The following is a 24,989-nucleotide window of genomic DNA, read 5'->3' on the forward strand; positions in this document are numbered from 1 at the left end:
AACAAAAAAGTGTTGGACCCCGTAAAATGCTGACTCGCTTCACTCAGGCAATAAAATTATATAAATTCTTTGCTTAAAGTAACGTTTTGGCAAGTGCGATACAAGCGTTTATATCTTGGTTTTGGCTCACTATTGGCGTGGTAAATTTTAGCTCTTTTGCAGTGACCTTTCCGATGCTTATCGTCTGGTAGCTCTCGTCCCAGCCAAAATTACTAAGAAAATTTCTTACATTTATCGGAGATGCAAATATCAAAATGCTATTTTTTGATGGTTTTAGCTCCATTTTGCAAGGATTTAAGGCATTTTCATAGGCGATGACCGCCTTTATATTTACGCCGCCATCTTGCAAAATTTCTAAGAAATTTGAAGCGCTATCTTTGCCCTTTAGATAAAGAACCTTTTTGCCTTTTAAAAGTGGCAAAATTTCTCTTGCAAAGTCATCTCCGTGAGCGTTTTGTCCAGTGTAAATTTCACTAAAACCAAACTCTCTTGCCGCCGCTGCGCAACTATTTGCTATGGCAAAAACTGGTAAATTTATAGGCAAAATGCCATTAAATTTTAAAGCCTTAAAGGCATTTTTGGAGGTTGCCACAAGCGCGTCAAATTCGCTTAAATTTATCTCAAATTTCAAAAACTCGATCTTACTAACGCTTAAATTTACAACACTCTCATCAGCTGTTTTTGTGTTTGAGACAAGATAAATTTTACGCAACTCTTTTTAGTCCTAAAAATGAGATAAAAGCAAGCACGCTGCAAGCTAAAATGGCTATTGAAGTAGAGTAAAAAATGTCGCCAAGACCAACTAGTGGCGAGATGATGCCGCCTAAGAAAAATGGGCAAAAACCAAGCACCGCTGAGGCCGAGCCAGCGTACTCTCTGCCCTCATTCATCGCAAGTGATGAGGCCGTTGGTAAGATAAAGCCAGTAAAGAGCAAAAGCAAGAAAAATGCGATGATAACGCCGATCACTTCAAATTTAAAGCAAAGCACAAACGCTATAAAAATGCTAGCAAACAAGGTGCCAAAAAGCCCAGTTTTTAGCGCTTTTCGTTCATTTAGCAAGCTTGCAAGCCTAGCACCTATGACGATGGCTAGGCCATTTGCCGCAAAGCAAAAACTGTAGCTTACTGGGCTTAGCAGGTAAAACTCTTGTAAGATAAAAGAAGATGCCGCGATATAGGCAAACATCGCAGCCATCGTAAATGTCTGGATCGCAATAAATAGCATAAATTTCTTTTTTCTTAAAATTTTGCCAAAGACGCTGTAGGTCTGAAGCAAAGGCACTTTTAGGCGGCTAGCAGGGCTTAGGCTCTCTTTGAAGTAAAAATTTGCGATAAATAGCAAAATGCCGATGATCGTTAGCGCCATAAAGATGCCACGCCAGTCGGTAAATTTAAGTAGCAAGCTGCCGCCTATTGGTGAAAATATCGGAGCAAGACCATTTACAACCATCATAAGACTAAAAAATTTAGTCATCTCGTGACCCTTATAAAGGTCGCTCACAACGGCTCTTGAGATGACGAGACTGCCCGCACTTGCAAGGCCTTGGATGATGCGCATAAAGATAAAAAACTGGATATTTTGCGCAAAAAATATAAAAATCGTGCTTACCGTATAGACGATGAGCGAGATGGTAAGTGGCGTTTTTCGGCCAAATTTATCGCTGATTGGGCCAATTATTAGCTGACCGATCGCAAGGCCTGCCATTGAAGTAGTTATTGTTAGCTGCGTGGCAGAGATACTTGTACTAAACCACTCAGTTATGGCTGGAAGTGCTGGCAAGTAAAGGTCTGTGACAAATGGTCCAAAGGCTGAAAGCACGCCTAAAAATATCAGTAAAAATAGTTTGGAATTTTCTTTTCTCATCGCTCTTCTTTTTTTTAAAAACGATTATATTATGACTTTGCTTTTTGGGTTATTAAGGGTAAATTTAATGTGATTTATAAAAGAGAAAAGCCCTAAAATAGGGCTTATTTTACATTTTATCTTTTGTGACGATTAGAAGCATTTTGAATTTGTCTTTCACTTTTAGGCCGTGTGGGATCTTGCCTGGAAGCACGATGCTATCGCCCTTTACTAGATGAAAGCTCTCATCAGCTATCTTTAAATCAAGCTCGCCATCAAGCGCGATAAGTAGCGCATCGCCTGGTGCTGCATGGGTCGAGAGCTCTTGATCTTTGTCAAAACTAAGCAGCGACATCGAGCCATTTTCGTTTTTGACAAGCGTCTTGCTAACTATCTTACCACTCTCGTAGCTAACGGCATCTGCGAGGCTAAAAACACTCGCTTTGTCTAAATGATCTATCATAACATTCTCCTTAAAATCTATTAGTAAATATTTTGTTTTCTTTGTAAATTTGAGTTTTCGCCAAGTTTTTGCCTCGATAAGGCAGGCTTCGTCGCGCCCAAGCTTCATCTGCTTTTCGCCGTATTCAAGCTGTGCTTCGCCGTCAATGACGAAGGCAAGGCTGTCTATAAAAAGCATCTCATGATCAAGCTCTTCACCCTCGTCAAATGCGTATATATCAACGCTTGCGTTTTTGTTTTGAAAGAGCCTTTTGCTAACGACGCTTTTTTCAACTATCTTTGTGTCTTTGTCAAGATTATAAATTTGACTCATTTTTTATCCTTTTTTGTGAAGGATTATAATGCAAGTTTTGATAATAGTTCTTAACATATGTTAAGAAATTTGACTATTTTAGTCCTTTTTTTAGCTTTCTTATCAAAAATCTAGCAGGATGAAGCTCAAAAAATAGCGATCTTTCTATGCAAAGTGGGCGAGCAAACACAAGATCCATTATCAAATTTGCTCCAAGTATCGCCGTGCCAAGACCACGCGAGCCGTGAGCAAAATTTACAAAGAGATTTTTTTCGTAGCTTGCTTTTGGATTATTATCTTTATTTTTACTCCAAAATAGCCCCTTATAGTTTTGCTTGTAAAACTCCTCGTCATGCAAGGCGCCGATTATCGGAAACCTATCTCCGCTATAACTTCTATAACCCACACGTGAGCCGATGATGGTTGCTTCTCTAGTGTCAAAAAACTCGCTCACGTCGCTTAAATTTTTAGCATTATCCTCAGCTTTAGGCGTGTCGCAAATTTCATTTCTAGCGTAGGTTGCGCCGATGACTTGCACCCCTTTGACGGCTGGACAGATGTAGCCTTTTGCACTTAGCGGCATTGTATTTTTTAGAACTGGCTTTAGGTGCGTGACTTGACCTCTGACGCTACTTATTTGCATGTCGTAGCCTTTAAAAATTTCACTGCTCTTGCTGCCGGTGCAAAAGATCAAAATATCAGCCTCCAAGCTTTTTTTATTTTTAAATTTAACACTTATCTTGCCATTTTGCAGGTGCGTCCTGCTCTCGTACTCGTGGTTAAATAAAATTTCAAAGTTACTTGATAGAAATTTACAAATTTCTCTTGGTCTAGCATAAGCCGCATCTTTTATAAATATCCCAGGATACGGCTTTAAACTCTCATCAAATTTAAAAACATCCTCCGCGCTTTGATCCTGCCACGAGGCGTATCGCTTGACAAGCTCATCATCAAATGCATAGTCGATGCAGCCATTAAATTTGATGAGACTTTTTGGCAAATTTGCCTTATAAAATCTCACTGCTTGCAAAAACGCATTTATGTGCATGCGGCCTAAATTTACCCCAGGCTTCGTAACTAGCGGCATCAAGGCGCCGCAGTGGTTGCCTGAGCCATTTGTCGCAACTTCACTCTTTTCCTCAGCGATCACCACTTTAAAGCCATTTTTGGCTAGCTCTCCAGCGGTGGCAAGCCCAGCCACTCCTGCTCCTATCACAAGCGCAGTTTTGCCTTTTACACTGCCAACAGGCTCGCATCTAGCAAACCAAGCGTCCTTTAAATTTTCATCCTTTTTCTCTAGCACGGCGCTACTCATCTGGCGTTTTCTAGCGTAGCCCTCTTTTAGGCTCAGCAAAAAGCCAGCATTTTTTAGCCCCTCTTTTACCATTTTTGCGCACGAGTAGGTTCTAGCTATCGTGCCAACCCTACTTAGCCTTGCGATCTGCTTAAAAACATCCTCGCTCCAGATCGAGCCATTTTTACTTGGGGCAAAGCCGTCTAAAAACCAGATATCAGCGCTAAAATCGAGCTCAGGCAAAATTTGATCTGCCTCGCCGTAGCAAAGATCAAGGGTGATATTTGGGGCAAAATTTATGCGGTGTATGCCAGAAATTAGCGGCGGATAGAGTGAAACTAGCTTTTTGGCATAAGCTTTAAAAATGCCTAAATTTTCATAAATTTTTAAAAGATCTTCTTTTTTAATAGGACTTTTTTCGATACTAACGAAGTGAAGTTTTTTGGGGCTATTTTTAAATTTCTTACAAAGTGTGAAGAAATTTAGCCCAGCACCAAAGCCAGTCTCGGCGACTATAAAGCTATCTTTGCTCTGCCAAATTTCATCAAGTGCGCTCGCAAAGACAAATTCGCTCTCAAGCCAGGGTTTTTCGGTGTTAAAGTAGATGTCGCCAAACTCTTCGCTAAATGGAATTTGCCCTTTAAAGCTTAAATTTGCATTTTTCATCTATTTTTTGCGAAATATCCATCTATGCCGTTTGCGATGCCGTTTGCAAGGGCTTTTTGATAGGCCTCGTTAAATAGTTTTTCGCCCTCGACTGGATGTGTGATGTAGCCGATTTCTACAAGAACCGCTGGCATAAGAGCGCCCACGAGTACCCAAAATGGCGCCTCTCTCACGCTACCGTCGCTGGCTGCATAGACCTTTCTAGCGCTTGCTAAAATGTCCTTTTGGATGTCGATACCAAGCTTGTTTGAAGCGATGATCTTCTCGCGGTTTAGCACGTTTAGAAACGTTTGCTGTGAAAAGTAGTTCATCTCTTCGATGTCTGATTTATTTTCAAGCGCGGCTGCGTTTTTGCTGCGCTCGCTTCTTGCAGGCGATAAGAAAAATGTCTCGATGCCGTGCATGCTCTTTGCTTTGGCAGCATTTGGAGCGGCGTTTGCGTGGATTGAGACAAAGAGGTCAGCCATCTTGTCGTTTGCAAATTTTGTTCTCGACCTTAAATTTATAAAAACATCAGTTGATCTGGTGAAATATACCTTGTAACCACGAGATTTTAGTATCTCACCAAGCTTTTTGGCTACACCTAAAACGGCTGTTTTTTCTTGCAGTTTGCCATCTACCGCGCCTGGGTCTGTGCCACCATGACCTGGGTCGATGACGATCGTTTTGTTGCGTGAAAATTTACCCGCAGCAACTGGAGGCAAGGGCTCTTCTACTGGCTCGCTGTGCGCTGGCTCAGACTTTAAATTTGGCTCTACTTCGCTTTGTGCTGGCTTTTCATTTTTATTTTTAAGCTTATGAAGTGGCGCTCTTACATTTTCATTTGAGATGAAATTTTGAGCGCTTATTATTAGCAAGTCCCCAGTTGCATTTGCCTTTATCGTCTTTTGCACCTTGTCAGAAAAGATGATCCTGACGGTATTTTTATCATACTGAGAGATGTGGATGTAGTCTGAGATGAAATTTTTATAAGTTAGTGGGTTACCATTTAGCCTGCCATCAATATCCATGATGTTTTTGTAGGCATTTTGCTGTTTGGCAAATGATGTTTTTAGCCTTGCGGTATCTAGCTTTGTGTTAAATTTAAGCACCAAGGTGTCATTTACCTTTGTAGCACTTAGTAGCGTTAAAGCTGGCAAAACCGCTGGCGCACTGGCACTATTTACGCCATTTAGCGAATTTAGATCTCTTATATATGCGCTTGAGTCAAAGCCAAGCGCCTTTGAGCTTGTTATTAGCCTTGATAGCGCTTGTTTTTTCGTGTTTTTATCGTTTTTAATGATCGCATCGACATAGATATTTTTTATATCGTTGTGAAGCTTGATCTTCGCGCTTCTGTTTAGAGCCATAAAATTTCTATCAAATTTGGCAAAAGTCTCCGAATTTGTCGCCGCAAAAAGAAAACTAAATGCTAGAAAAAGAGATATTAAAACCCGTTTCATTCACCATGTACCAGCTTATGCATTAGCTCTTTTACGCTTATTAGCTCTTTTAGTTTGTAGCCGTTAGCTCCTGTGAAAAATAGCCCGCTCTCTTTTTTGCCGCTATATGCGTCAAATAGCCTATCTGCGATGCAATACCCCACCTGCTTTGCCTCTTTTCCTCTTTGGCAAGGGCTCACGCAGTTGCTTATGCACTGGATCTTTGGACCCATTCTTTTATCGACTAAATTTATCAAATTTGTTCTTATTCCGCGAGCTGGATAGCCAACTGGGCTCTTTATAAGCTCGATGTCTTTCTCTTCAGCCGCTAGCAAAACCTCTTTAAAGCCGATATTTGCGTCACACTCGTGAGTGCCGATAAAGCGTGTGCCCATCTGAACGCCGTCTGCGCCTAGCGATATCGCCTTTTCGATGTCGTTTTTATCCCAAATTCCACCAGCTGCGATGAGCGGAAAGTCGCCCCACTCTTTGATCTCGGCTTTTACTTGCGGAATGAGATTAAATAGTGAAAACTCAGGATCAAGGCACTGCTCGTATGTAAAGCCTTGATGTCCGCCACTTAGCGGTCCTTCAAGCACGACAGCATCTGGCAAGCGGTCATATCTTTGTAGCCAGCGCTTACAGATGATCTTTAGTGCTTTTGCGCTTGAGACGATCGGCACAAGCGCTATCTCTTTAAAATTTTGTGTAAATTCGGGTAAATTTGTAGGCAAACCTGCACCTGAGACGATGATATTTATACCAGCCTCGCAAGCATCCTTAACCACTCTTGCGTAGTCGTTTGCAGCATACATTATATTTACGCCAAGTGGCAAGTCACCACAAATTTTACGTGCATTTTCTATGACAGCTCGAAGGCCTCTTGTAGAGTAGAAATTTTCGCTTCCAAAAGGCTTTGCATTTAGCTCTTTATCTATAAATTTGCGATTTTCATAGTAGCCTGTGCCAACTGAGCTAATTATGCCAAGACCGCCTTCTAAGCTAACATTGCCAGCTAGTTTGTCCCAGCTGATGCCAAGCCCCATACCGCCTTGAAATATCGGGTATTTTATCTCGTATTTACCTATTTTTAATGGCTTTAACTCCATTTATTCAACCTTTATCTTCGCAAATTTACGCTTTCCAACCTGCAAGATATACTCGCCTGCTCCTAATTTTAACTGCTCATCACTAATTTTTTCTTGATTGACGCTAACTGCGTTTGCTTTTATATCTCGCCTTGCTTGAGAGTTTGACTCACTTAGCCCACACTGTGACAAGGCTTCAACTATCCAAATCGGTGCCTTTAAGCTAAATTCTTTCATATCTGTTGGGAGCTGATTTTGAGAGTGCACGCTGTTAAATTCAGCCATAGCAGCCTTTGCCGCCTCCTCGCCGTGATACCTCGCTGTTATCTCGTATGCAAGATCCTCTTTTGCCTTTTTTGGATGATATTTACAACTATTTACGTCATTCATCAGCTCTTCTATCTCGCCAAGTGTTTTTGTGCTTAGTAGCTCGTACCAGCGCCACATAAGCTCATCACTTATGCTAAGCGTTTTTGCAAACATATCATTTGCATTTTCAGTAACGCCTATGTAGTTGCCAAGGCTTTTGCTCATCTTATTTACGCCATCAAGCCCCTCAAGAAGTGGCATCATGATGACAGCTTGCTCTTTGCCGATATTATATGTTCGCTGCAAGGTTCTACCCATTAGAAGGTTAAATTTCTGATCCGTACCGCCCATTTCGATGTCACACTTCATAGCAACGCTATCATATCCTTGAAGAAGTGGATACATAAACTCAGAGATTGATATAGGATTGCCCGCTTTTATCCTCTTTTCAAAGTCATCTCGCTCTAGCATTCTAGCTACTGAAAATGTGCTAGTTAGCTCAATTATGCCAGCAGCTCCTAGCTCATTTGACCATTTTGAGTTAAACATTATCACAGTTTTTTTAGGATCTAAAATTTTAAAAACTTGCTCTTCATAGGTTTTGGCATTTTTTAAAACGGTCTCTTGATCTAGCTTTTTTCTAGTGGCTGACTTGCCTGTTGGATCGCCTATTTGAGCGGTAAAATCGCCTATTAAAAACTGCACGATAGCGCCATGTTTTTGAAGCAAAGCCATCTTGTTTAAAACGACTGTGTGACCTAGGTGAAGGTCTGGAGCTGTTGGGTCAAAGCCTGCTTTTACGTAGAAATTTTCGCCTTTTTCATAATAATTTTTAACCAAATTTTCAACTCTCTCAGCATCGATCATCTCGGCAACGCCGCGGTTTATCTCTTGTAAAATATCGTCTATATCTTGAACCATTTTTCTCTCCTAATTATGATATGGGTCGCTTTGCGAAACAAAATCAATAATCTTATATCTATCTTTGATCTTCTCTTTGATCTCGTTTGCATCGATGTTTTCTGCTATTTCGACGCTTATTTCAAACGTATCTCCGCTAAGATCGTTTGCTTCGTTAAGCGAGATTGTAGCTAAATTTATATCAAGTCTAGCAAGATATGTTAAAAATTCAGCCAACGCACCTTTTCTGTTTTCTAAATTTAATAAAATTTTATACCTATGCGGGGCATTTCTCGTCCATTTGACAAAGATGATCTCATCGCCTTTATCCATTAGCTTGCCAGCGCGCTCGCAAAGCTTGTGATGCACTGTCACGGTGTGACCATTTTTAAAGCCAACTATGCTATCGCCCCTTTTTGGATTGCAGCAATAATCAAACTCGACATTTGAAATTTTGTGATTTGAGTAGATCACTATGTTTTCAAATTTTTGCTTTTTGATCTGGTATTTGTCGCCCAAAGAGATCATAAAAGGACGCTCTTTTCGGATGTATTTTTTAAGCATATTTGCCACTTCTTGCAGATACTCGCTATCAGTTGCTGCACGAAAGACCTTTTTGCCTAAATTTTCACTCTCTACCCACTCTAAAATTCTATCTTTTGAGACGTTAAATACTGATTTTAAAATATCTATCGCCATTTTGTAGTTTATATCTCTTATCTTTTGCTTACAAAATGACCTTATCGTCGCCTTTGCCTTGCCTGTTCGCACGCTATTTATCCACGAACAGCGAAATTTAGCCTCTTCGCCAGTTACTATCCTAACGATATCGCCATTTTTTAGCTCCGTTAGAAGCGGCATCCTAACGCGATTTATATAAGCTTCTTTTGCGTAAAGTCCGATCTCTGAGTGTATCTCATAAGCGTAATCAAGCGCCGTAGCACCTCGCGGCAACGTAAAAACCTCGCCCTTTGGAGAATAAACTGCGATATCTTCGATATAAAGGCTATCTTTTGCGTATTCATATAGCTCTTCGACGTTGCTCTCGTTCTCGCTATTTTGCATGCTGATGTCATTTAGCCAGTCAAGCTTTGGATTTAAGAGGCTGCCCTCGCCGTTTTTATATTTCCAGTGAGCAGCAACGCCGTATTCGGCAGTTTTATGCATATCATAAGTGCGAACTTGCGCCTCAAATATGCTTTTGTTATCAAAAATGGTCGTATGTATCGTTTGATAGCCATTTTGCTTTGGAAGCGCGATATAGTCTTTAAATCTTGAGATGAGAGGGTTAAAATTTATATGCAAATTTCCAAGTGCAAGGTAGCAATCAAGCGGCTTTTGCACGATGATCCTAATGGCAAGCAAGTCAAGCACTTCTTCGATAGAAATGCCCTTTCTTTGCATCTTTAGATAGATCGAGTAGTAGTGTTTTATGCGTTTTTGTATCTCAAAAGTGCCCTCGATAAAGCCATTTTCAAGCAAAATTTGACTTACCTTTTCGTGAAAAGCATTTAGCTTTAAGCTAAGCTGCTGCTTGTTTTTGTTTAGGTAGCTATCGATCTTTGCGTATTCTTCTGGCATCGCATACTTAAAGCTTAGATCTTCAAGCATGTTTTTGATCGATGAAATTCCCAGCCTATGAGCGATCGGAGCATAGACCATAAGCGTCTCTTCGGCTATGCGTTTTTGCTTTTCAGGCCTTAGCGCTTCAAGAGTTAGCATGTTGTGAAGTCTGTCGCAAAGCTTTACGACAAGGACTCTGACGTCTTCTATGGAGATTAAGAGCATCTTTCTAAAAGTTAGCGCCGAGCTTGCCAGTTTTTCGTTGCTATCCGAGCTTACGAGCTTGTTTTCTCTAATGGCAACTATCTTTGTAAGCCCCTCAACTAGCTTTGCCACCTCATCGCCAAATTCGGCCTGAAGCTCACCTAACGTTACGTCAGTATCTTCGACCACGTCATGAAGAAGTGCAGCTATGACCATGCTCTCATCGCCGCCCATATTTGCTACGATAGAGGCTACTAAGATGGGGTGAATGGCGTATGGTTCACCACTTTTGCGGTATTGTCCAGCGTGAGATGTGACGCAGCTGTCGATAGCTTTGTCTAAAATTTCACTTCTCTCACAAAGAGAAAAGAGCAGTTTTATCGCTTCTGAAACGTTTTTGCAAGCTAAAATTTGCTCTATCAACTGCTCTAAAAAAAGACTATTTTCCTTCAACTATTGCCTCTAAGCCTATTTTGCCCTCAGCCACTTCAAGTAGTGCGATGTCGGCAAATTTCATCTTTGAAGTATCAGCATCAACTAAAGCTATGGCGCCATTTGCTAGCGCTTCTGCACGCTTTGCAACGATAAGTGAAAGCTTATATCTATCATCTCCTACTTGTTTTAGCGCTCTTGCTGTGATTTGTTCTGTTCTCATTTTTATCCTTTTTGAAATTTATTTTACAACTGAGTATAGGGCTGCTTCTTCTTCATTTATTATTTTTAATAAATTTCCAGCCTTAAACATATTACAAACTAAGATCGGCAGTGCGTTGTCCTTTGCTAAAGCTATGGCAGTATCGTCCATAACCTTAATGTCATCGCTCATCGCCTTTTCGTAGTTTAGTGATTTTAAAAGTTTTGCATCTTTGAATTTTTTAGGATCTTTGTCATAAACGCCATCAACTTTTGTCGCTTTTATGATCATATCTGAGCCGATCTCGATAGCTCTTAGCGTAGCTGCTGTATCTGTTGTGAAAAATGGATTGCCCGTGCCTGCAGCAAAGATAACAACTCTGCCCTTTTCTAAATGGCGCTGCGCACGTCCTACGATGAAAGTCTCACAGATCGCTTCCATCTTGATCGCACTTTGCACTCTTACTTCAAGTCCGCTTCTCTCCAAAGCTTCACGCATCGCGATCGAGTTGATGACAGTTGCTAGCATGCCCATGTGATCGCCACTTGTTCGCTTGATGATACCATCTTTTGCAGCGCTCACACCGCGCACTATGTTGCCACCGCCTATTACGATGCCAACTTCAATATCATTTTCTATAAGCTCTTTTATCTCGCTTGCTATAAATTTAAGCACAGCTGTGTCTATACCAAAACCATTTTCTCCAGCCAAGGCCTCGCCTGAAAATTTGACCAATACGCGTTTTCTCTTACTCATTGTCATGCTCCTTGAAATTCACGCATTTTAGCCAAAAAGCCTTTAAATTTAGCTAATAACGCTTACAAAGTGACTATTTTGAGATCATTTCAAGCGGGTCGATATGGTAGTTTCTTTGCGTTACTTCAAAGGTTAGATCGTTTCTAACTCGGCCTATGACGTAGCCTTTTTGCACGACTGAGCCTACTTTTACAGTTGGCGCGATCTGGCTTAGGTGAGCGTAGATCGTGTGGATGCCATTTTCGTTTTCGATGATGACGACATTTTCAAGCATCGGAGTTGCTTTTGCAAAGACCACCTTGCCATTTAGTACGCTTTTAACCTTCGCATCTGGCGTGCTTGAGCGAAGTATGACTGACTCGTTAAAAATTTTGATGTTGTATATCGGATCTACGTAATTGCCAAATTTTTGTTTTACAGAGTAGCTATCAAGCGGAGCGATCGTCCTCGCGCCTGAGTATCTTTTAACTGAGCTTGTCTGATAGCCCCCACCCATTGGCTGGCTCTTTTCGCCTTTTTTGCCACCTTTGCTAGCTGCTCTTTCTTGCTTTTCTCTAGCTGCACGTGCTGCTTCATCCTCTTGCTTTTGCATGATAGCAAGCTGCTCAAGTGTCTTTCTTAGCTCGTCTTGTTGGGCTTGAAGTTTGGCTAGCTTTTTGCTGTAAATTTCTTTATCACGTTTTAGCCCGTTTATTGTATTTTTCTGCGTGCTCTCTAGGCTTTGTAGATCATTTTGCTTGCGCCTATAGTTTTTTATGCTTGAGTTTATCTCATTTATCTTACTTGATTTATTTTTTATCTTTTCTATCGTATCTTCGTAGTTCTCACTAAGCCTTTTAAAGTCCTCTTTAGCTATGGCGTTTAGCTTGGTTAAAATTTGCGATGAGATGATGCTCTCTTCGCTTTGTTTGCCCTCGCTTGCTGACATCATAAGATCAAATGAAAGATCTTCTGCGATGATCCTTATCATGTTTTGCTCTAGCTCTTTTTGGGTGCGCTCTAGCTCTTTGTTTTGCTTTGTTAGATCATCAAGCTCAAGAAGCGCTTTTGAAGCATTTGTCTCAAGAACTGAAATTTGACCCTTTAAATTTGTGATATCACCGCTTATGCCACGCAGTTTTTTCTCGCCAGTTACGATATCACCAGCCAAGTCATCAAGCTTTTTACTAAGCTGCTCACTCATCACCTGGCTCGATCTTAACGAGTTTTTGGAGTCTTTTATCTTCTCTTTAGTATTTGATGCAAAAGCTAGACTAAATGCTAGCAAAAGTGTAAAAATTCCTTTTTTCATATCGTGCTTTTTCTAGCCTTACTCATCACTAAACTAACAGCAAAAATGCTTAAAACCACAGCCACGCCAAATAAGATAAAAATATCTCTTGAAAGATCAAGGCTAGGCAAGACTACATCGATGCTTGCGGCATTTTCTCTAAATATTTCAAAATTTGGCAAGAAAAAGAAAAAAGCACCAACAACAATGGTCGCAACTATACTATCAACCATGGCTGATTTATATAGCATAGCTGATTTTAACCAAAATGGCGCTCCAAAAAGTGTCATTATTTCAATGCGCTCTCTATGCTCAAATAGCCAAATTTTAGTCTGCTTAAGCATAAGCATAAGCCCTACAACACAAAGTATCGCCATAAATGCATAAGATATGCTTTTAGCTAAATTTAGCATCTTAAAGACCTTATCATGGGTCTTTGAAAATGTCTCAACCTTGCTTATACCATCAAATTTCAAAAGCTTTTGCTTTATCTCCTCCATATACTCTGGCGATGGAAATTCACTTAGTCTTAGCGAGTAAAATTTAGGCAAGGCATTTTGTAGGATGGATAAATTTTTAGCCGAGATATCGTTTGATAGGCGGTCTATGATCTTTTGTGGGCTTAGTGGCTCTACACTTGCTAGCGTGCTAATCACTGGCTTTAAGACGGGCTCACTTAGCTCTTTGTTTGAAACCACCACGATGTTGTAGTCATTTCCCATAAGTCTCTCATACTCTCTTACGATCTTGTCCGCTGTAAGGCTAAACTGCACTGAAAATAAAAGCGCAATTAACGGCAATATAAATCCAAGGTGGTTTTTAAGCGATCTCATGCACGCCTCCATTTTCTATGACGAAGTGGCGGTATGGGATACGAAGCGTTGATGGGATGTGATGCGTCACCACAACCACGCTTGTTCCTAGAAATTCTCTAGCTGATTTTAAAAGCGACCAGATGACGTCGCTTGAGTATTCGTCTAAATTTCCTGTTGGCTCGTCACATAAGAGCAAATTTGGATTGTGCGCGAGAGCTCTTGCCATGGCGACCCTTTGCTGCTCGCCGCCGCTTAGCTCACGAGGGTATTTATCAGCTTTGTGAAGCATATTTACATGCTTTAAAAGCTTAGCCACCTGCTTTTTGCTCACATTTTGATTGACGCCTTTGATGATGAGTGGCAGCATGACGTTTTTTTCGACATTCCACTCATTTATCAAGCGGTAGTTTTGAAATATAATGCCAACTCGCTGTCTAAGCTCGCAAAGTCTTTTGTCATCGATATCGTCCATTTGCGTCATGCAGACATTTAGCTCGCCAGCTAGAGGCGAAATTTCTCCGTAAAATGACTTTAAAAGCGTGCTTTTTCCGCTTCCGCTCTTGCCTGTGATAAAGACAAAGTCATTTGCGTAGATGTCTAAATTTACGCTATTGATCACAACCTCGTTGCGCTCATAAGCTAGGCTTAAATTTCTTGCGCTAATTATCTCTTGCATCAGCCAAATACTCCTTCAAAAGCTCGTGTGCTGCTAAATTTTCACGTATTAAGATCGGTTTTTTTATAAAATATTCGCTTTTCTCATCGCTTATTTTGATGAAACACTGCTCTGGTTTGTTAAACGCTCCAAAGGCGACTTTTAACAAAATTTCATCACCGCTTATGGTGTAAATTTCCTCAAAATGTAAAAAATGATCATCTTTTTTGATGATGAAATTTTTAAAATTTTTAATGATATTTTTTACGCTTGTCTTTTCTTTAAAGCTAAAATCCCCAGCCAAAACGCTCTCATCGCTTTTTGCCTCACAAGTATAAATAACGTCGTAGATATCCTTATCTTGGCGTCTCCAGCGGTCTTCATACTTGCTAGTTACTTCTAAATTTCTATTTTTAAAAGCTTCGATTTTTGAGTTTGTGGGCTCTAAAAATTTACTCAAACTAAAGTCGCAATACTCCTTGCTATCAGTCCGTAGCTCAAATTTGCCGCCAACTTTTAGTATCCTCTCACACTCAAGCGCAAACGCCGATGAGACCACGCGTCTATGCTCGGCCTTATCCCACGGCACCGGAAAGTGCAAAAAGACTCTATCAACCAAATTTGATCCAACTAGCGAGAGTAAAAGCCTTGCGTCAGTATTTATGAGACGCACATTTTCTAGGCCATTTGCCCTAGCTAGCTTTGCTACTTGCTCGATGCTTGGTTTATATACCTCTATGCCGATAACTAGGGCATTTGGGTTGTTTTTGGCCTGATAGAGCAAGTGTCTGCCAGAGCCAAAGCCTATCTCGATAAATATCTCTTTAAATTTATCCTTTAGCTCGCTAAATGCTGGCACAAACTCCTCAAGGCTTAAAATTTCACTCACTTTTTTGGTCAAATTTGTCTTTTTGACGGCAAATGCTTGGCTAATGATACCGTTACAACTTTGCTCTTTAAAAAGCTCAAGTGCTTCTTGTAAAAGGCCCACTTTAGCTGGCTTTGTAAGCTTTTCTCCCTTTACGACGACGCCGTTTTTGCCGCCTTTTACTACTAGAAAAAAGCCTTCATCTTCATTTTTTGTGTAGATGAGCCTCTCGTTTCGGCCACTTGCTTGCCAAAGAAATTTGATCTTGTCGTTACCAAATGGAAACGAGAGCTCTTTTAAGGACGAAGCGATGAAATTTGGCATTATTTTATGCTAACTTCTGCTTTTGATGACTTATCAGAGGCGATGCCGTACTCATCAACTGCTACGACGCTGTAAGAGTAGCTAGCTCCTTTTTGGACGCTGTCATCTCTAAGCCCAGTATCACTTATACCGCTAAAGACTTTCTCGCTAGCACCACTTCGATAAACTGTGTATGAACTAGCTCTATCAACTGCGTTCCAGCTTACATTTACACCGCTACCATCGTAGCTAGCGCTTATGCTTGGAGTTTTTGGCGCGCCAAGTGTGCTACCAACGATCGGCTCTTCTTGCTTCAAGCTCTCAAGACCGTCTTTATCGACAGCTGTCACTCTATAATACCTTGTCGCAGCGTTTGTATTTATGAGGTCTTCGTAGGTGTTGCTAGTCGTTTTTGCTAGATATGTGTAAGGTAAAATTTTACTTGTCGTTCTATAAACCTTAAAATAAGCAAAATCCTCAGCTGGCGCGTAATCCCACGTTAAGATGATCTTTTTTGGCGCATTTTTGGTCGCCTGGACGTTTGTTACTGATTTAGGGTAACTCCTTTGTTGTGGCGCTTATGTTTTGGCTTGGTTTTGAGATGACGCCAGAAGAAGTTTTAACTAATATCCTATACTCATAAGACCTGCCAGGTTTTACCTCAGTATCGATATACTCGGCGTTTAGTCTGCCATTTACCTCTGCTACTTGGCTAAATTTATTAGCTCCTGCATCGCTTCTTTGGATGATGTAGCTAGCTACTGTACTATCAGGATGTGGTCTCCAGATCACTTTTACACGGCCTGGAAGCCCTGTGATAGCTTGCGCAAATGGCACAGAGTCAAGTAGTGGCTTAGTAGTCGCAGTTGCGATCGCACCTGGTTGAGAGATGGCGTTGCTTGAGTAGGTTCTCATCTGATATGAGTAAGTTGTCTCTGGAGCTAGGTCGCGATCCACATAGTGCGTAGCAAAGCGGTCTTTTATGTTTGCAACTAATTGCATTTTTGAGTTTGCATCGTTTGGATTTGAACGGTAAAGGTAGTAGCCAACGACGCTCTCGTCGCTCACTGGGTTCCACTCGAAGCCAACTTCTGTCATATCTGAAATAGTTTTTAAGCTTGTAATCGTTGGTAGTGACGTGCTTTGCTGAGTCGGTACGCTAGAGCCGCATCCCGCTAAGAAAGCTACTAAAAATGGTGTCAATATGCGTAGGGCAAATTTTTTCATCAAAAATCTCCTTGGGAATTTTTTTGTAAATTATTTGGTTAAAGTCATCATACGTTTTTGCAGTAAATTCTACCCTTTTGCCAGTTCGCGGATGGATAAAATAGAGCATATAAGCGTGAAGCATAACCCTGCTTATTTTATCGCCTTGGCTCTTAAATCCGTATAAATCATCGCCTAAAATGTGGCGATTTATGCTAGCAAGATGCACTCTTATCTGGTGCGTCCTACCTGTAAAAAGCTTTGCTGCTATCAAATTTACTCCGTCTTCACTTAGCAAATTTACAAAGGCACTTTTTGCAAATTTAGCGTCCGCGACGATCGCTTTTTTTAGGCGGTTGTTTGGATTTCTGCCGATTGGCTTGTCGATGATGACGTCCTCTTTTAGCGGTAGATCAGTGAGTGCTAGATAAATTCGTCCCATGCTTTTATCGCTTAGCTGCTCGCTTAGTTTTGCGTGGGCGAAGTTGTTTTTAGCAACGACGATAGCGCCACTCGTGCCCTTATCTAGGCGGTGGACGATGCCAGCTCTAACGTCTCCGTTTAAATTTGAAAGCATAAAGCCCTTTTTGTTTAGCCACTCAACAAGTGTCGCCTCTTTGACGCTTGGGGCTTGATGAACGACGATTTGAGGTGGTTTATTAAGCACTATAAGATCGTCGTCTTCATAGATGATAGGGATATCGAAATTTACTTCGTATTCGTTTTGCACCTCTTTTTTTGGGGCAAAATTTACGCAAATTTCATCGTTTTCGCTCAGTAAAAAGCTTGGTTTTGAAACTGGTTTTAAATTTACGCTTACAAGGGAGTCTTTTATCAAATTTAAAGCTTGATTACGTGAAATTTGAAGCTCTTTGGCCACTGCAACGTCGAGTCTTGAGCTATTTAAAACATTAAATTTAACCAAAATCAAAGCCTTGTTTGTGATATAATCTAGCCCAAAAATTAAGGTTTGCTTCTTGATAAAACTAGATCGGCGTATTTTAACACATTTTGATTTTATTCAGCCGTTTTTAATCATCCCAATCATAGCCATCTCATACATCTTAGTCTCCGAAGCAAACGACATTTTGGCAAACAAACAACTTGTATATTTTGGCATCGGATTTGTCTCATTTTGCATCGCATTTTTACTGCCTATTAGACGCATAGACTGGATCATCCCGATGTTTTACTGGGTCTGCATCGTGCTGCTTTTAAGCGTTGATATCTTTGGCGTTAGCAAGCTAGGAGCTAGGCGCTGGCTTGAAATTCCCTTCGTTCACTTCACGCTTCAACCCTCAGAGCTCATGAAGCCAGCCTTTTTGCTGATGCTAGCCTATCTAGTTAAGCAGCGCCCGCCAGAGGTCGATGGGTATGGGCTAAAAGACTTTTTAAGGCTTAGTTTTTACATACTTTTGCCATTTGCACTTATTATGAAAGAGCCTGATCTTGGCACCGCGCTCATACTTTTGATAGTTGGCTACACCATCCTTTTTGTCATCGGCGTAAATAAGAAAATTTGGATCTGCATCATCCTGGCCATAGGATTTTCGGCGCCAGTTTTGTATGAAAATTTACATGATTACCAAAAAAAGAGGATCCACGACTTCATCGCCGAAGAGCCAAGCTACCACGTCAAACAAAGTATCATCGCCATAGGTAGTGGCGGACTAAAAGGCAAACCAAAAGACGAGGCTACGCAAACGCACTTTAAATTTTTGCCAATCGCCACAAGTGACTTCATTTTTGCCTACAACATCGAGCGTTTTGGCTTTTATGGGGCGTTGCTTTTGCTGGGGCTTTATGGAGCACTTATAACGCACTTACTTAGCCTAAACTACGGGCTTAAGAATGATTATTTCACGCAGGTGACCGCCACTGGTATAGCCGCGCTCATCTTTGTTTATGTGGGGGTAAATGTCTCGATGACGATCGGTTTTGCGCCGGTTGTGGGCGTGCCGCTGCCGTTTTTTAGCTACGGCGGAAGCAGCTTCGTCACCTTCATGGTACTTTTTGGGATACTGCAAAATCTACTAACATTTAGGTTTGATCAGACCTACCGCTCGGTGAAATTTAAATTTTAAAATTTGCAAATTTGTTTTGTCAAATCAGGTGGGTATCAGGTAAATTTTAAAATTTCATGAGCGAGTAATTTCGGCTCTAAAATTTGAGCTAAGCTACAAGCGAAGCCAAATTTTAGTAGTCAATTCTTAGGGGTGAATGAAAGTTTTAAAATTTGTAAAATAGTAAATTTCTATTTTTGAAATCCAGATTTTAAATTCATAAACTCTTTATCCAAAAGGGAGACAAGGGAACTCAAGTTACGAGGCCGTCCCCTTATCTCCCTTTATATCCCACAATCCCCTCGCACGTTAGAGGTGCATGCGATATCGCTTCGCACTGCATGCGTTCTATTCTAAAAAGTCTCCCTCAAATTTTAAAATTTATGAGCGAGCATACCACGGCTCTAAATTTTGTAGTCTGCTAAGGCGAGTGAGTAAGATTTTAAAATTTGTAAATTTGTTTTGTCAAATCAAATGAGTGTCAAGCAAATTTTAAAATTTCATGAGTAAGTAATTTCGGCTCTAAAATTTGAGCTAAGCCAAATTTTAGTAGTCAATTCTTGCGAGTGAATGGAATTTTGAAATTTGCAAAATAGATTTTTATAAATTTAAAGTTTTCTTTCTTTGTTAAAGGGGAAGAGGCTTAAATTACGGTCTGCTTGCAGTTGCAAGCTTGCGAAGCAAAGAAGCTCCCTTGCCCCTTAATAATATCCCCTGATCCCAAACGTTAGAAGTGGCATACCTCAGCGCTAAAGCACTGCATGCGTTTGAATATCTAGCGAGTGTCAAGTAAATTTTGAAATTAGAGCTGGCATATCACGGCTCTAAATTTAGTGGCGAATGACTATGAGCCATAAATTTAGTAGTCTACTAAGGCGAGTGAGTAAGATTTTGAAATTTGTAAATTTGTTTTGTCAAATCAAATGAGTGTCAAGCAAATTTTAAAATTTCATGAACGAGTAATTTCGGCTCTAAAATTTGAGCTAAGCTGTAAGCGAAGCCAAATTTTAGTAGTCAATTCTTGCGAGTGAATGAAAGTTTTAAAATTTGCTGAGAATATATACTTTTTTACTAAAATTTAAAAACAAATTTTGCAAAAAGCTTAGATTTAAAAATTTATCTCAATTATCTTTTGCAAATTTTTTATATTTTCTTTGATGTTGTCATCTTTATAGATCGCTGAGATGATGGCGATTAGATCAGGCTTTGCATAGGAAAGTGAGCCGATATTTGTCTCATTTATACCGCCTATGACGCAAACTGGTAGGTTTAAAATTTGCTTTGCCTCTCTAGCCGCTTCAAGGTCGCATTTTGGGGCATTTGGCTTTGTAGGGCTTGCGAAAACTGAGCCAAAAGCAACGTAGCTGGCTCCGTTTTTAGCGGCATTTATAGCTAAGCTTATATCGCCATAGCAACTAACGCCAATATATGCGTCTTTGCCCAAAATCTCAAACGCCTCTTTTATGCCCTCGTCCTCTTTGCCTAGATGAACGGCCTTAGCGCCTATCTTTTTAGCAAATTTGACATCGTCATTTACGATAAATTTCGCTCCAAATTTCTCACATAAATTTAAAATTTCACTTGCAAGCCTTTCGTTTTTGACCGCTTTTTTTGACCTAAACTGAAAAAATTTAACCCCGCACTCCAAAATTTCTCTAGTGTAACGCAAAGCCAAATTTTCAGGCATTAAAATATCGTCGCTAATAGCGTAAATTTCAGCCATTAAGCCTAGCTTTATGATCTATAAGCCGTGCGCCAAATTTACTTTTATGAGCATTTTTTATCCCATTTGCCACAAATTTTTTAGCCATTTTTATGGTGCTTATTAGATCGTTTTGTTGCGCTAAAATGGCCGCTAGCGAGCTTGAGAAGCTACAACCAGCGCCATGCATCACCTTTGGCTCAAAAAGCTCCTCGCTAAATTTCATCACTTCGCCACCTTTTAGATAGAGCGTATCCTCGCAAATTTCATCAACCTTTGTTCGCTTTAGCACCATATCGCAAGGCAAATTTGCAAAGTCAATACCCAAAATCCTAGCCTCATCTACATTTGGTGTGGCAACGCTTGCGAGCTTTAGTAACTCTTTTAGCGCTTCGATCGCCCCGTCTTCAAGCAGTTTTGCACCTGACTTCGCCACGCAAACTGGGTCTATGACAACTGGTACATTTTTAGCTCTTAACTCCTTTAAAAACGCGCTTACAACGGCTATTATCTCCTCATTAAAGAGCATGCCAACCTTCACAGCGTCTATGTCAAGCTCGGCTAGCACCATCTCAAACTGAGCTTTCACCATCTTTGCTGGCATCGCAAGCACGCTGCTAACGCCATTTGTATTTTGCGCTGTCACGGCTGTGATGACACTTGCGCTAAAGCAGCCAAATGCTTCGCAGCTTTTTATATCCGCCTGCACTCCTGCACCGCCGACGCTGTCGCTTCCCGCAACTATCAAAACATTTTTCTTACTCACCCACACACCCACTTATCTCTTTTACGTCAAAAGGGTCTTTGACCTGCCACGAAAGTGCGTATTTCTCGATACTTTTCTTGATCGCACTCACCAAATAATCAATATCCTCAAAGGTATGCGTATAGTGCAGACTGACCCTCACCCAGCCTGGCTTGTGGGTGAAGCTTGGATCCTCTTTTAGCCCCAAAAGGTCGTGTCCGTATGAGCCTGCGCATGAGCAGCCAGCACGTGTTTGTATGCCATACTCTTTGCTTAAAATTTTTGAAAGCTCGTATGGAGCTACGTTTTTTACATTAAATGAAAAAATGGCAAGGCGCTTTAAATTTGCCGGGCAGTAGCTAACTAGCTCTGGAATTTCTCTTAGCCTTTGGCAAAAGTATTCGCTAAGCTCGCTCTCATTTTCATAGATAGTAGCAAGCCCTATCTCTTCTCTTAGTCTGTAGGCTAAATTTGCACGTATGAGCCCCAAAATAGGCGGTGTGCCAGCCTCTTCAAGTGCCTCTTGATCCTTTAAAAATATATGGTAGTTTTTGCTCACATAGCTTACCGTGCCTCCACCTGCAAAGCTTGGCACATCGTCATTTGCTAGCACTTTTTTGATGGCCAGTAGCCCACAACTGCCAACTCCGCCAAGAAGCTTGTGCGGCGAGATAAAGAGCGCGTCAAAGTAGTCGCAGTCTAAATTTGCATAGGCACTAAGGCTCGCCACGTCAAATGCCACGATGCCGCCAAATTTCTTAACCATCGTGTAAATTTGCTTGTAGTCGCTTATGACGCCTGTGACGTTTGAGGCTGCACTAAAACTAGCGATGATCTCACGTCCTTGGTTTATCTTTAAAATTTGCTCCAAATGCCCAAAATTTATACCGCCATCTTTTGCCAGCCTTATGCGCTCAACCTCGCAAAGCGCCTCTTTAAAGCTGATCTCATTTGAGTGGTGCTCGTAAGGGCCAAGTATAACTAGCGGCGAGTCGTTGTTTGGCTTTAGATCAAACCTTCTTTTAGCAGCTGGAGGCACGTAAAGCCCCATAAGCTCTTGAAATTTCTTGATCGCACCAGTCGCGCCATATCCAGTGGCTATGAGATAAAACCTATCATCAAGCCCAAGCGCGCGCTTTAGCTCGCTTCTAGCATTATCATATAAAAGCTGCGTTTTATAGGCGTTTGATGATGTTAGCGAGTGGGTGTTGGCGTAGGTTTTTAAGATATCAGCAACCTCGTCCTCGATAGGCTTATACGCAAGTCCTGAGGCGGTGTAGTCGAAATAATGTATCCCTTTTTTTAAAATAATATCTCTTCTAATGTGCTCTAAATTTACCAACTTTAGCCTTTTAGTTTTTGCGTGATTATAATTAAAATTTTCTAAAAATATGCTACAATCCGCCACACAAAGGATACGAAATTTTAGCCATAAAATCGACATTTGAACGGATGAAGCACCTTGGTATTGCTGAAGTTATAAAATTTCATCTTGTTTTTGATGACTTTTTATTAAAGGGCTCATACTACGATGTTTTTGAGGCGATCAGGGCTGAAATTTTGGATAATTATAAAAATTTGATGGCTAGGTTTTACTTTGACGAGGATAGCGACGAGGCCATCAAAATGGCTCTCATTAAGCTTGCTAGAAGCGACAGAAAGAAATTTAGCGTAAATAAAATTTTGCCCCAAAGCATGACAAATAGGGTCTATGCAAAGCTTTTTAGTAAGGATTTTTTAGTGCTTGAAAAGAGCCAAGAAAAGCCACGAGTAAAAAACAAGCGTCAAATTTTAAAAAAGAGTGAGCGAGCTTATAAGATAGAGGATAAAATTCATTTTAATAGCCATTTTTCAAGGTTTTGGTTTAGATTTATCGAGCCAAATTTAAGCCTTTTAAAAGCAGGCAAAAGTGAAGAAATTTTAGAGCTTATAAGAAGAGAATTTGACGAGTATGCAAGCCTTGGATTTGAGCTTTTAAGCGGCGAACTAATGGCTAAAAAGCTTGGGCTTGATGGCATTTTACTAAGCTCATTTTGGAGCAAAAATATAGAGTTAGACATGCTTTTTAGCATAAATGGCAAGATAATAGTCGGCGAAGCAAAGTATAAAGAGCGAAAAATTTGCAAAAATGTCTTAAATTTAGTCCTTCACAAGTGCGAAAGACTAGGCATAAAGCCTGATATCGTGGCGCTTTTTTCAAAAAGTGGCTTTAGCAACGAGCTTTTGGGCTTAAAAGATGAGCGGCTTAGGCTTTATGAGATAAAAGATTATGAGGAGTTGCTGTGAGTGATATCGATATACAAAATGGCCTAAAAAGCCTAATAGAGCAGACCTATCTGATAGAGCGTGAGTATAAAAATTTGACTGCTTCTTATATGGGCCTGCAAGGTTTTATAAAAGATATCGTAGAAATTTTGCCAAATGCCATTTGGGTGCTTGATGAAAATGATGAAATTTTCTTGCAAAACTCAGAGGCACAAAAGCTTGGCAAAGCGCTAAATTTTATCCCTAAAGATGAGGGCGAGCTAAACTTTGGCTCACAAATTTATCTAGTAAAAAAGGTAGTAAAGGATGATAAAAAGATCATCTCTGCTACCGACATAACGCAGGAAAAACGCACCGAGCGCCTAGCTTCGATGGGTCAAGTAGCAGCGCACCTAGCTCACGAAATAAGAAACCCCATAGGCTCTATCTCGCTTCTAAATTCCACGCTTTTAAAAAGGGCTGAGCCAAAAATTTTGCCTATCGTCGAGCAGATACAAAAGGGGATCTGGCGGGTTGAGCGCATCATCAAAGCCACACTTCTTTTTACAAAAGGGCTTAGCATCACGCCAAAGGAATTTAACTTTTTAGATATCAAAAGTGAGTGCGAAGAGGCGCTTAAATTTTATGAGTATTCAAAAGATATAACTTTTGAGCTAAATTTCCCTGACGCCCTTTATAGTGGCGACTTTGACCTCATCGCGATGGTCTTTCAAAACATTTTATTTAACGCGATCGATGCTATAGAAGAGGACGAAAACGACGAAGGCGTGGTGAGACTAAGCTACGAAAAGACGCCAAATGAACATAAATTTATAGTCTATGACAGCGGAGTTTCTATAAAAAATGAAAATATCGTCTTTGAGCCGTTTAAGACGAGCAAGCTAAAGGGCAATGGCCTAGGGCTGCACCTTTGCTTGCAGATCATCGAGGCGCACAAGGGTAGCATAGAGATAACCCTTGAGCCAAAGACATTTTGTATAAATTTACCTATAAAGGAGAAGTGATGAGTGAAATTTTAGATGAGCTAAATGCGTGGCAAAATGGCCTAAAGGCGCTTAAATTTAGTGAAATTTTTAAAAATGGCAGCGAAAAAGTGGCCTTTATAAGCGTTGATATGATAAATGGCTTTTGTTGCGAAGGCGCACTAGCTAGTAAACGTGTGGGTGAGCTCTCAAAGGACATAGCAGATACTTTTAGGCTGGCAAGGGATAAATTTGACCTTAAAAATTTCATCCTCATCCAAGATGCTCATGAGCCAAATTCAGCTGAGTTTGCGAGCTTCCCAGCTCATGCTTTAAAAGGGCAAAATGAGGCAGAGGCAGTTGATGAGCTAAGAAATTTAGACTTTTTTAATGAGATGAAGACTTTTTATAAAAACTCACTTAGCATCGCTTATTCGCAGGAGTTTAATAAATTTATAAGTAAATTTGACAGCTTTGTCATTATGGGCGACTGCACCGATATGTGCATCTATCAGCTTGTTTCTCACCTAAGACTTAGCGCAAATGAGCAAAATTTAAAAAGGGAGATCATCGTGCCTGCAAATTTAGTCCAAACCTACGACGCACCAGGGCATAGTGGGGATTTTTATCAAAATGTATTTTTACACCACATGCAAATGGCACTAAATGCACGTGTGGTAAAAGAGCTAGAAATTTAGCCAT

24 protein-coding genes are annotated in these 24,989 nt (G+C 40.6%); 4 read left to right on the forward strand and 20 right to left on the reverse strand.

Going from position 1 to position 24,989, the window contains the following annotated elements; genetic code table 11:
* Positions 1 to 73: 73 nt before the first annotated feature.
* From F3G88_RS08530 to F3G88_RS08610, 17 genes are all read right to left on the reverse strand, one after another.
* Positions 74 to 712, reverse strand: a complete 639-nt coding sequence (locus tag F3G88_RS08530; protein ID WP_149715895.1) for a uroporphyrinogen-III synthase — start codon at positions 710 to 712, stop codon at positions 74 to 76.
* Positions 705 to 1,865 carry a multidrug effflux MFS transporter gene (locus F3G88_RS08535; protein WP_149715896.1) on the reverse strand — a complete coding sequence of 387 codons (1,161 nt, stop codon included), beginning with the start codon at positions 1,863 to 1,865 and terminating at the stop codon, positions 705 to 707. The genes F3G88_RS08530 and F3G88_RS08535 overlap by 8 nt, the downstream gene beginning before the upstream one ends.
* Before the next feature lie 109 nt (positions 1,866 to 1,974).
* Positions 1,975 to 2,619, reverse strand: a complete 645-nt coding sequence (locus F3G88_RS08540; RefSeq protein WP_012140225.1) for a cupin domain-containing protein — start codon at positions 2,617 to 2,619, stop codon at positions 1,975 to 1,977.
* Between the two features lie 73 nt (positions 2,620 to 2,692).
* A complete protein-coding gene (gene mnmC / locus F3G88_RS08545; RefSeq protein ID WP_149715897.1) occupies positions 2,693 to 4,558 on the reverse strand; it encodes a bifunctional tRNA (5-methylaminomethyl-2-thiouridine)(34)-methyltransferase MnmC2/FAD-dependent 5-carboxymethylaminomethyl-2-thiouridine(34) oxidoreductase MnmC1 in 1,866 nt (621 codons plus the stop codon).
* Complete coding sequence (locus F3G88_RS08550; protein ID WP_149715898.1) at positions 4,555 to 6,000, reverse strand: N-acetylmuramoyl-L-alanine amidase family protein; 1,446 nt, start codon at positions 5,998 to 6,000, stop codon at positions 4,555 to 4,557. The genes mnmC and F3G88_RS08550 overlap by 4 nt, the downstream gene beginning before the upstream one ends.
* On the reverse strand, positions 5,997 to 7,088 hold the full coding sequence (locus tag F3G88_RS08555) for a nitronate monooxygenase (protein ID WP_149715899.1): 1,092 nt from the start codon (positions 7,086 to 7,088) through the stop codon (positions 5,997 to 5,999). Before F3G88_RS08555 ends, F3G88_RS08550 begins: the two co-directional genes overlap by 4 nt.
* On the reverse strand, positions 7,089 to 8,297 hold the full coding sequence (gene tyrS, locus F3G88_RS08560; RefSeq protein WP_149715900.1) for a tyrosine--tRNA ligase: 1,209 nt from the start codon (positions 8,295 to 8,297) through the stop codon (positions 7,089 to 7,091).
* 9 nt (positions 8,298 to 8,306) lie between these two features.
* Entirely contained in the window at positions 8,307 to 10,496 is a 2,190-nt protein-coding gene (locus F3G88_RS08565; RefSeq protein ID WP_149715901.1) for a RelA/SpoT family protein, read from the reverse strand.
* On the reverse strand, positions 10,483 to 10,698 hold the full coding sequence (locus F3G88_RS08570) for a DNA-directed RNA polymerase subunit omega (RefSeq protein WP_004317259.1): 216 nt from the start codon (positions 10,696 to 10,698) through the stop codon (positions 10,483 to 10,485). The genes F3G88_RS08565 and F3G88_RS08570 overlap by 14 nt, the downstream gene beginning before the upstream one ends.
* 18 nt (positions 10,699 to 10,716) lie before the next feature.
* Complete coding sequence (gene pyrH, locus F3G88_RS08575) at positions 10,717 to 11,433, reverse strand: UMP kinase (protein WP_009294284.1); 717 nt, start codon at positions 11,431 to 11,433, stop codon at positions 10,717 to 10,719.
* Between the two features lie 73 nt (positions 11,434 to 11,506).
* Entirely contained in the window at positions 11,507 to 12,724 is a 1,218-nt protein-coding gene (locus tag F3G88_RS08580) for a murein hydrolase activator EnvC family protein (protein ID WP_107805175.1), read from the reverse strand.
* Positions 12,721 to 13,536: a cell division protein FtsX gene (locus F3G88_RS08585; protein WP_103570181.1), complete on the reverse strand. Its 816-nt coding sequence runs from the start codon at positions 13,534 to 13,536 to the stop codon at positions 12,721 to 12,723. The genes F3G88_RS08580 and F3G88_RS08585 overlap by 4 nt, the downstream gene beginning before the upstream one ends.
* Positions 13,523 to 14,194 carry a cell division ATP-binding protein FtsE gene (locus tag F3G88_RS08590; RefSeq protein WP_004317228.1) on the reverse strand — a complete coding sequence of 224 codons (672 nt, stop codon included), beginning with the start codon at positions 14,192 to 14,194 and terminating at the stop codon, positions 13,523 to 13,525. The genes F3G88_RS08585 and F3G88_RS08590 overlap by 14 nt, the downstream gene beginning before the upstream one ends.
* Positions 14,178 to 15,365, reverse strand: coding sequence for a tRNA (guanosine(46)-N7)-methyltransferase TrmB (gene trmB / locus F3G88_RS08595; protein ID WP_149715902.1), 1,188 nt, complete (start codon positions 15,363 to 15,365; stop codon positions 14,178 to 14,180). The genes F3G88_RS08590 and trmB overlap by 17 nt, the downstream gene beginning before the upstream one ends.
* On the reverse strand, positions 15,365 to 15,694 hold the full coding sequence (locus tag F3G88_RS08600) for a hypothetical protein (RefSeq protein WP_223227429.1): 330 nt from the start codon (positions 15,692 to 15,694) through the stop codon (positions 15,365 to 15,367). The genes trmB and F3G88_RS08600 overlap by 1 nt, the downstream gene beginning before the upstream one ends.
* 202 nt (positions 15,695 to 15,896) lie before the next feature.
* Complete coding sequence (locus F3G88_RS08605; RefSeq protein ID WP_180995389.1) at positions 15,897 to 16,571, reverse strand: fibronectin type III domain-containing protein; 675 nt, start codon at positions 16,569 to 16,571, stop codon at positions 15,897 to 15,899.
* Positions 16,504 to 17,475: an RluA family pseudouridine synthase gene (locus F3G88_RS08610; protein WP_021088636.1), complete on the reverse strand. Its 972-nt coding sequence runs from the start codon at positions 17,473 to 17,475 to the stop codon at positions 16,504 to 16,506. Before F3G88_RS08610 ends, F3G88_RS08605 begins: the two co-directional genes overlap by 68 nt.
* Positions 17,476 to 17,527: 52 nt before the next feature.
* Between F3G88_RS08610 and F3G88_RS08615 the strand changes: the two genes are divergently transcribed.
* Positions 17,528 to 18,634, forward strand: coding sequence for an FtsW/RodA/SpoVE family cell cycle protein (locus tag F3G88_RS08615; protein ID WP_021088649.1), 1,107 nt, complete (start codon positions 17,528 to 17,530; stop codon positions 18,632 to 18,634).
* Positions 18,635 to 19,721: 1,087 nt separating this feature from the next.
* Here F3G88_RS08615 and thiE read toward each other — a convergent pair.
* The 3 genes from thiE to F3G88_RS08630 are packed head-to-tail and all read right to left on the reverse strand — an operon-like array spanning position 19,722 to position 22,402.
* On the reverse strand, positions 19,722 to 20,336 hold the full coding sequence (gene thiE / locus F3G88_RS08620) for a thiamine phosphate synthase (RefSeq protein ID WP_103572906.1): 615 nt from the start codon (positions 20,334 to 20,336) through the stop codon (positions 19,722 to 19,724).
* Positions 20,329 to 21,081: a bifunctional hydroxymethylpyrimidine kinase/phosphomethylpyrimidine kinase gene (gene thiD / locus F3G88_RS08625; RefSeq protein WP_411160868.1), complete on the reverse strand. Its 753-nt coding sequence runs from the start codon at positions 21,079 to 21,081 to the stop codon at positions 20,329 to 20,331. Before thiD ends, thiE begins: the two co-directional genes overlap by 8 nt.
* Entirely contained in the window at positions 21,074 to 22,402 is a 1,329-nt protein-coding gene (locus F3G88_RS08630) for an aminotransferase class V-fold PLP-dependent enzyme (protein ID WP_149715903.1), read from the reverse strand. Before F3G88_RS08630 ends, thiD begins: the two co-directional genes overlap by 8 nt.
* Positions 22,403 to 22,512: 110 nt before the next feature.
* Here F3G88_RS08630 and F3G88_RS08635 point away from each other — a divergent pair, with 110 nt between their 5' ends.
* From F3G88_RS08635 to F3G88_RS08645, 3 genes are read left to right on the forward strand one after another with little or no spacing between them, the layout of a single operon-like run.
* Positions 22,513 to 23,346 carry a DUF234 domain-containing protein gene (locus F3G88_RS08635; RefSeq protein ID WP_149715904.1) on the forward strand — a complete coding sequence of 278 codons (834 nt, stop codon included), beginning with the start codon at positions 22,513 to 22,515 and terminating at the stop codon, positions 23,344 to 23,346.
* Complete coding sequence (locus F3G88_RS08640; RefSeq protein ID WP_149715905.1) at positions 23,343 to 24,329, forward strand: sensor histidine kinase; 987 nt, start codon at positions 23,343 to 23,345, stop codon at positions 24,327 to 24,329. Before F3G88_RS08635 ends, F3G88_RS08640 begins: the two co-directional genes overlap by 4 nt.
* Positions 24,329 to 24,985 (forward strand): cysteine hydrolase family protein, encoded by a 657-nt coding sequence (locus tag F3G88_RS08645; RefSeq protein WP_149715906.1) that lies wholly within the window; start codon positions 24,329 to 24,331, stop codon positions 24,983 to 24,985. Before F3G88_RS08640 ends, F3G88_RS08645 begins: the two co-directional genes overlap by 1 nt.
* The last annotated feature ends 4 nt before the right edge of the window (positions 24,986 to 24,989 follow it).

The sequence above is a fragment of the Campylobacter concisus genome (assembly GCF_902460675.1).
In the GTDB taxonomy this organism is placed as follows: domain Bacteria; phylum Campylobacterota; class Campylobacteria; order Campylobacterales; family Campylobacteraceae; genus Campylobacter_A; species Campylobacter_A concisus_AJ.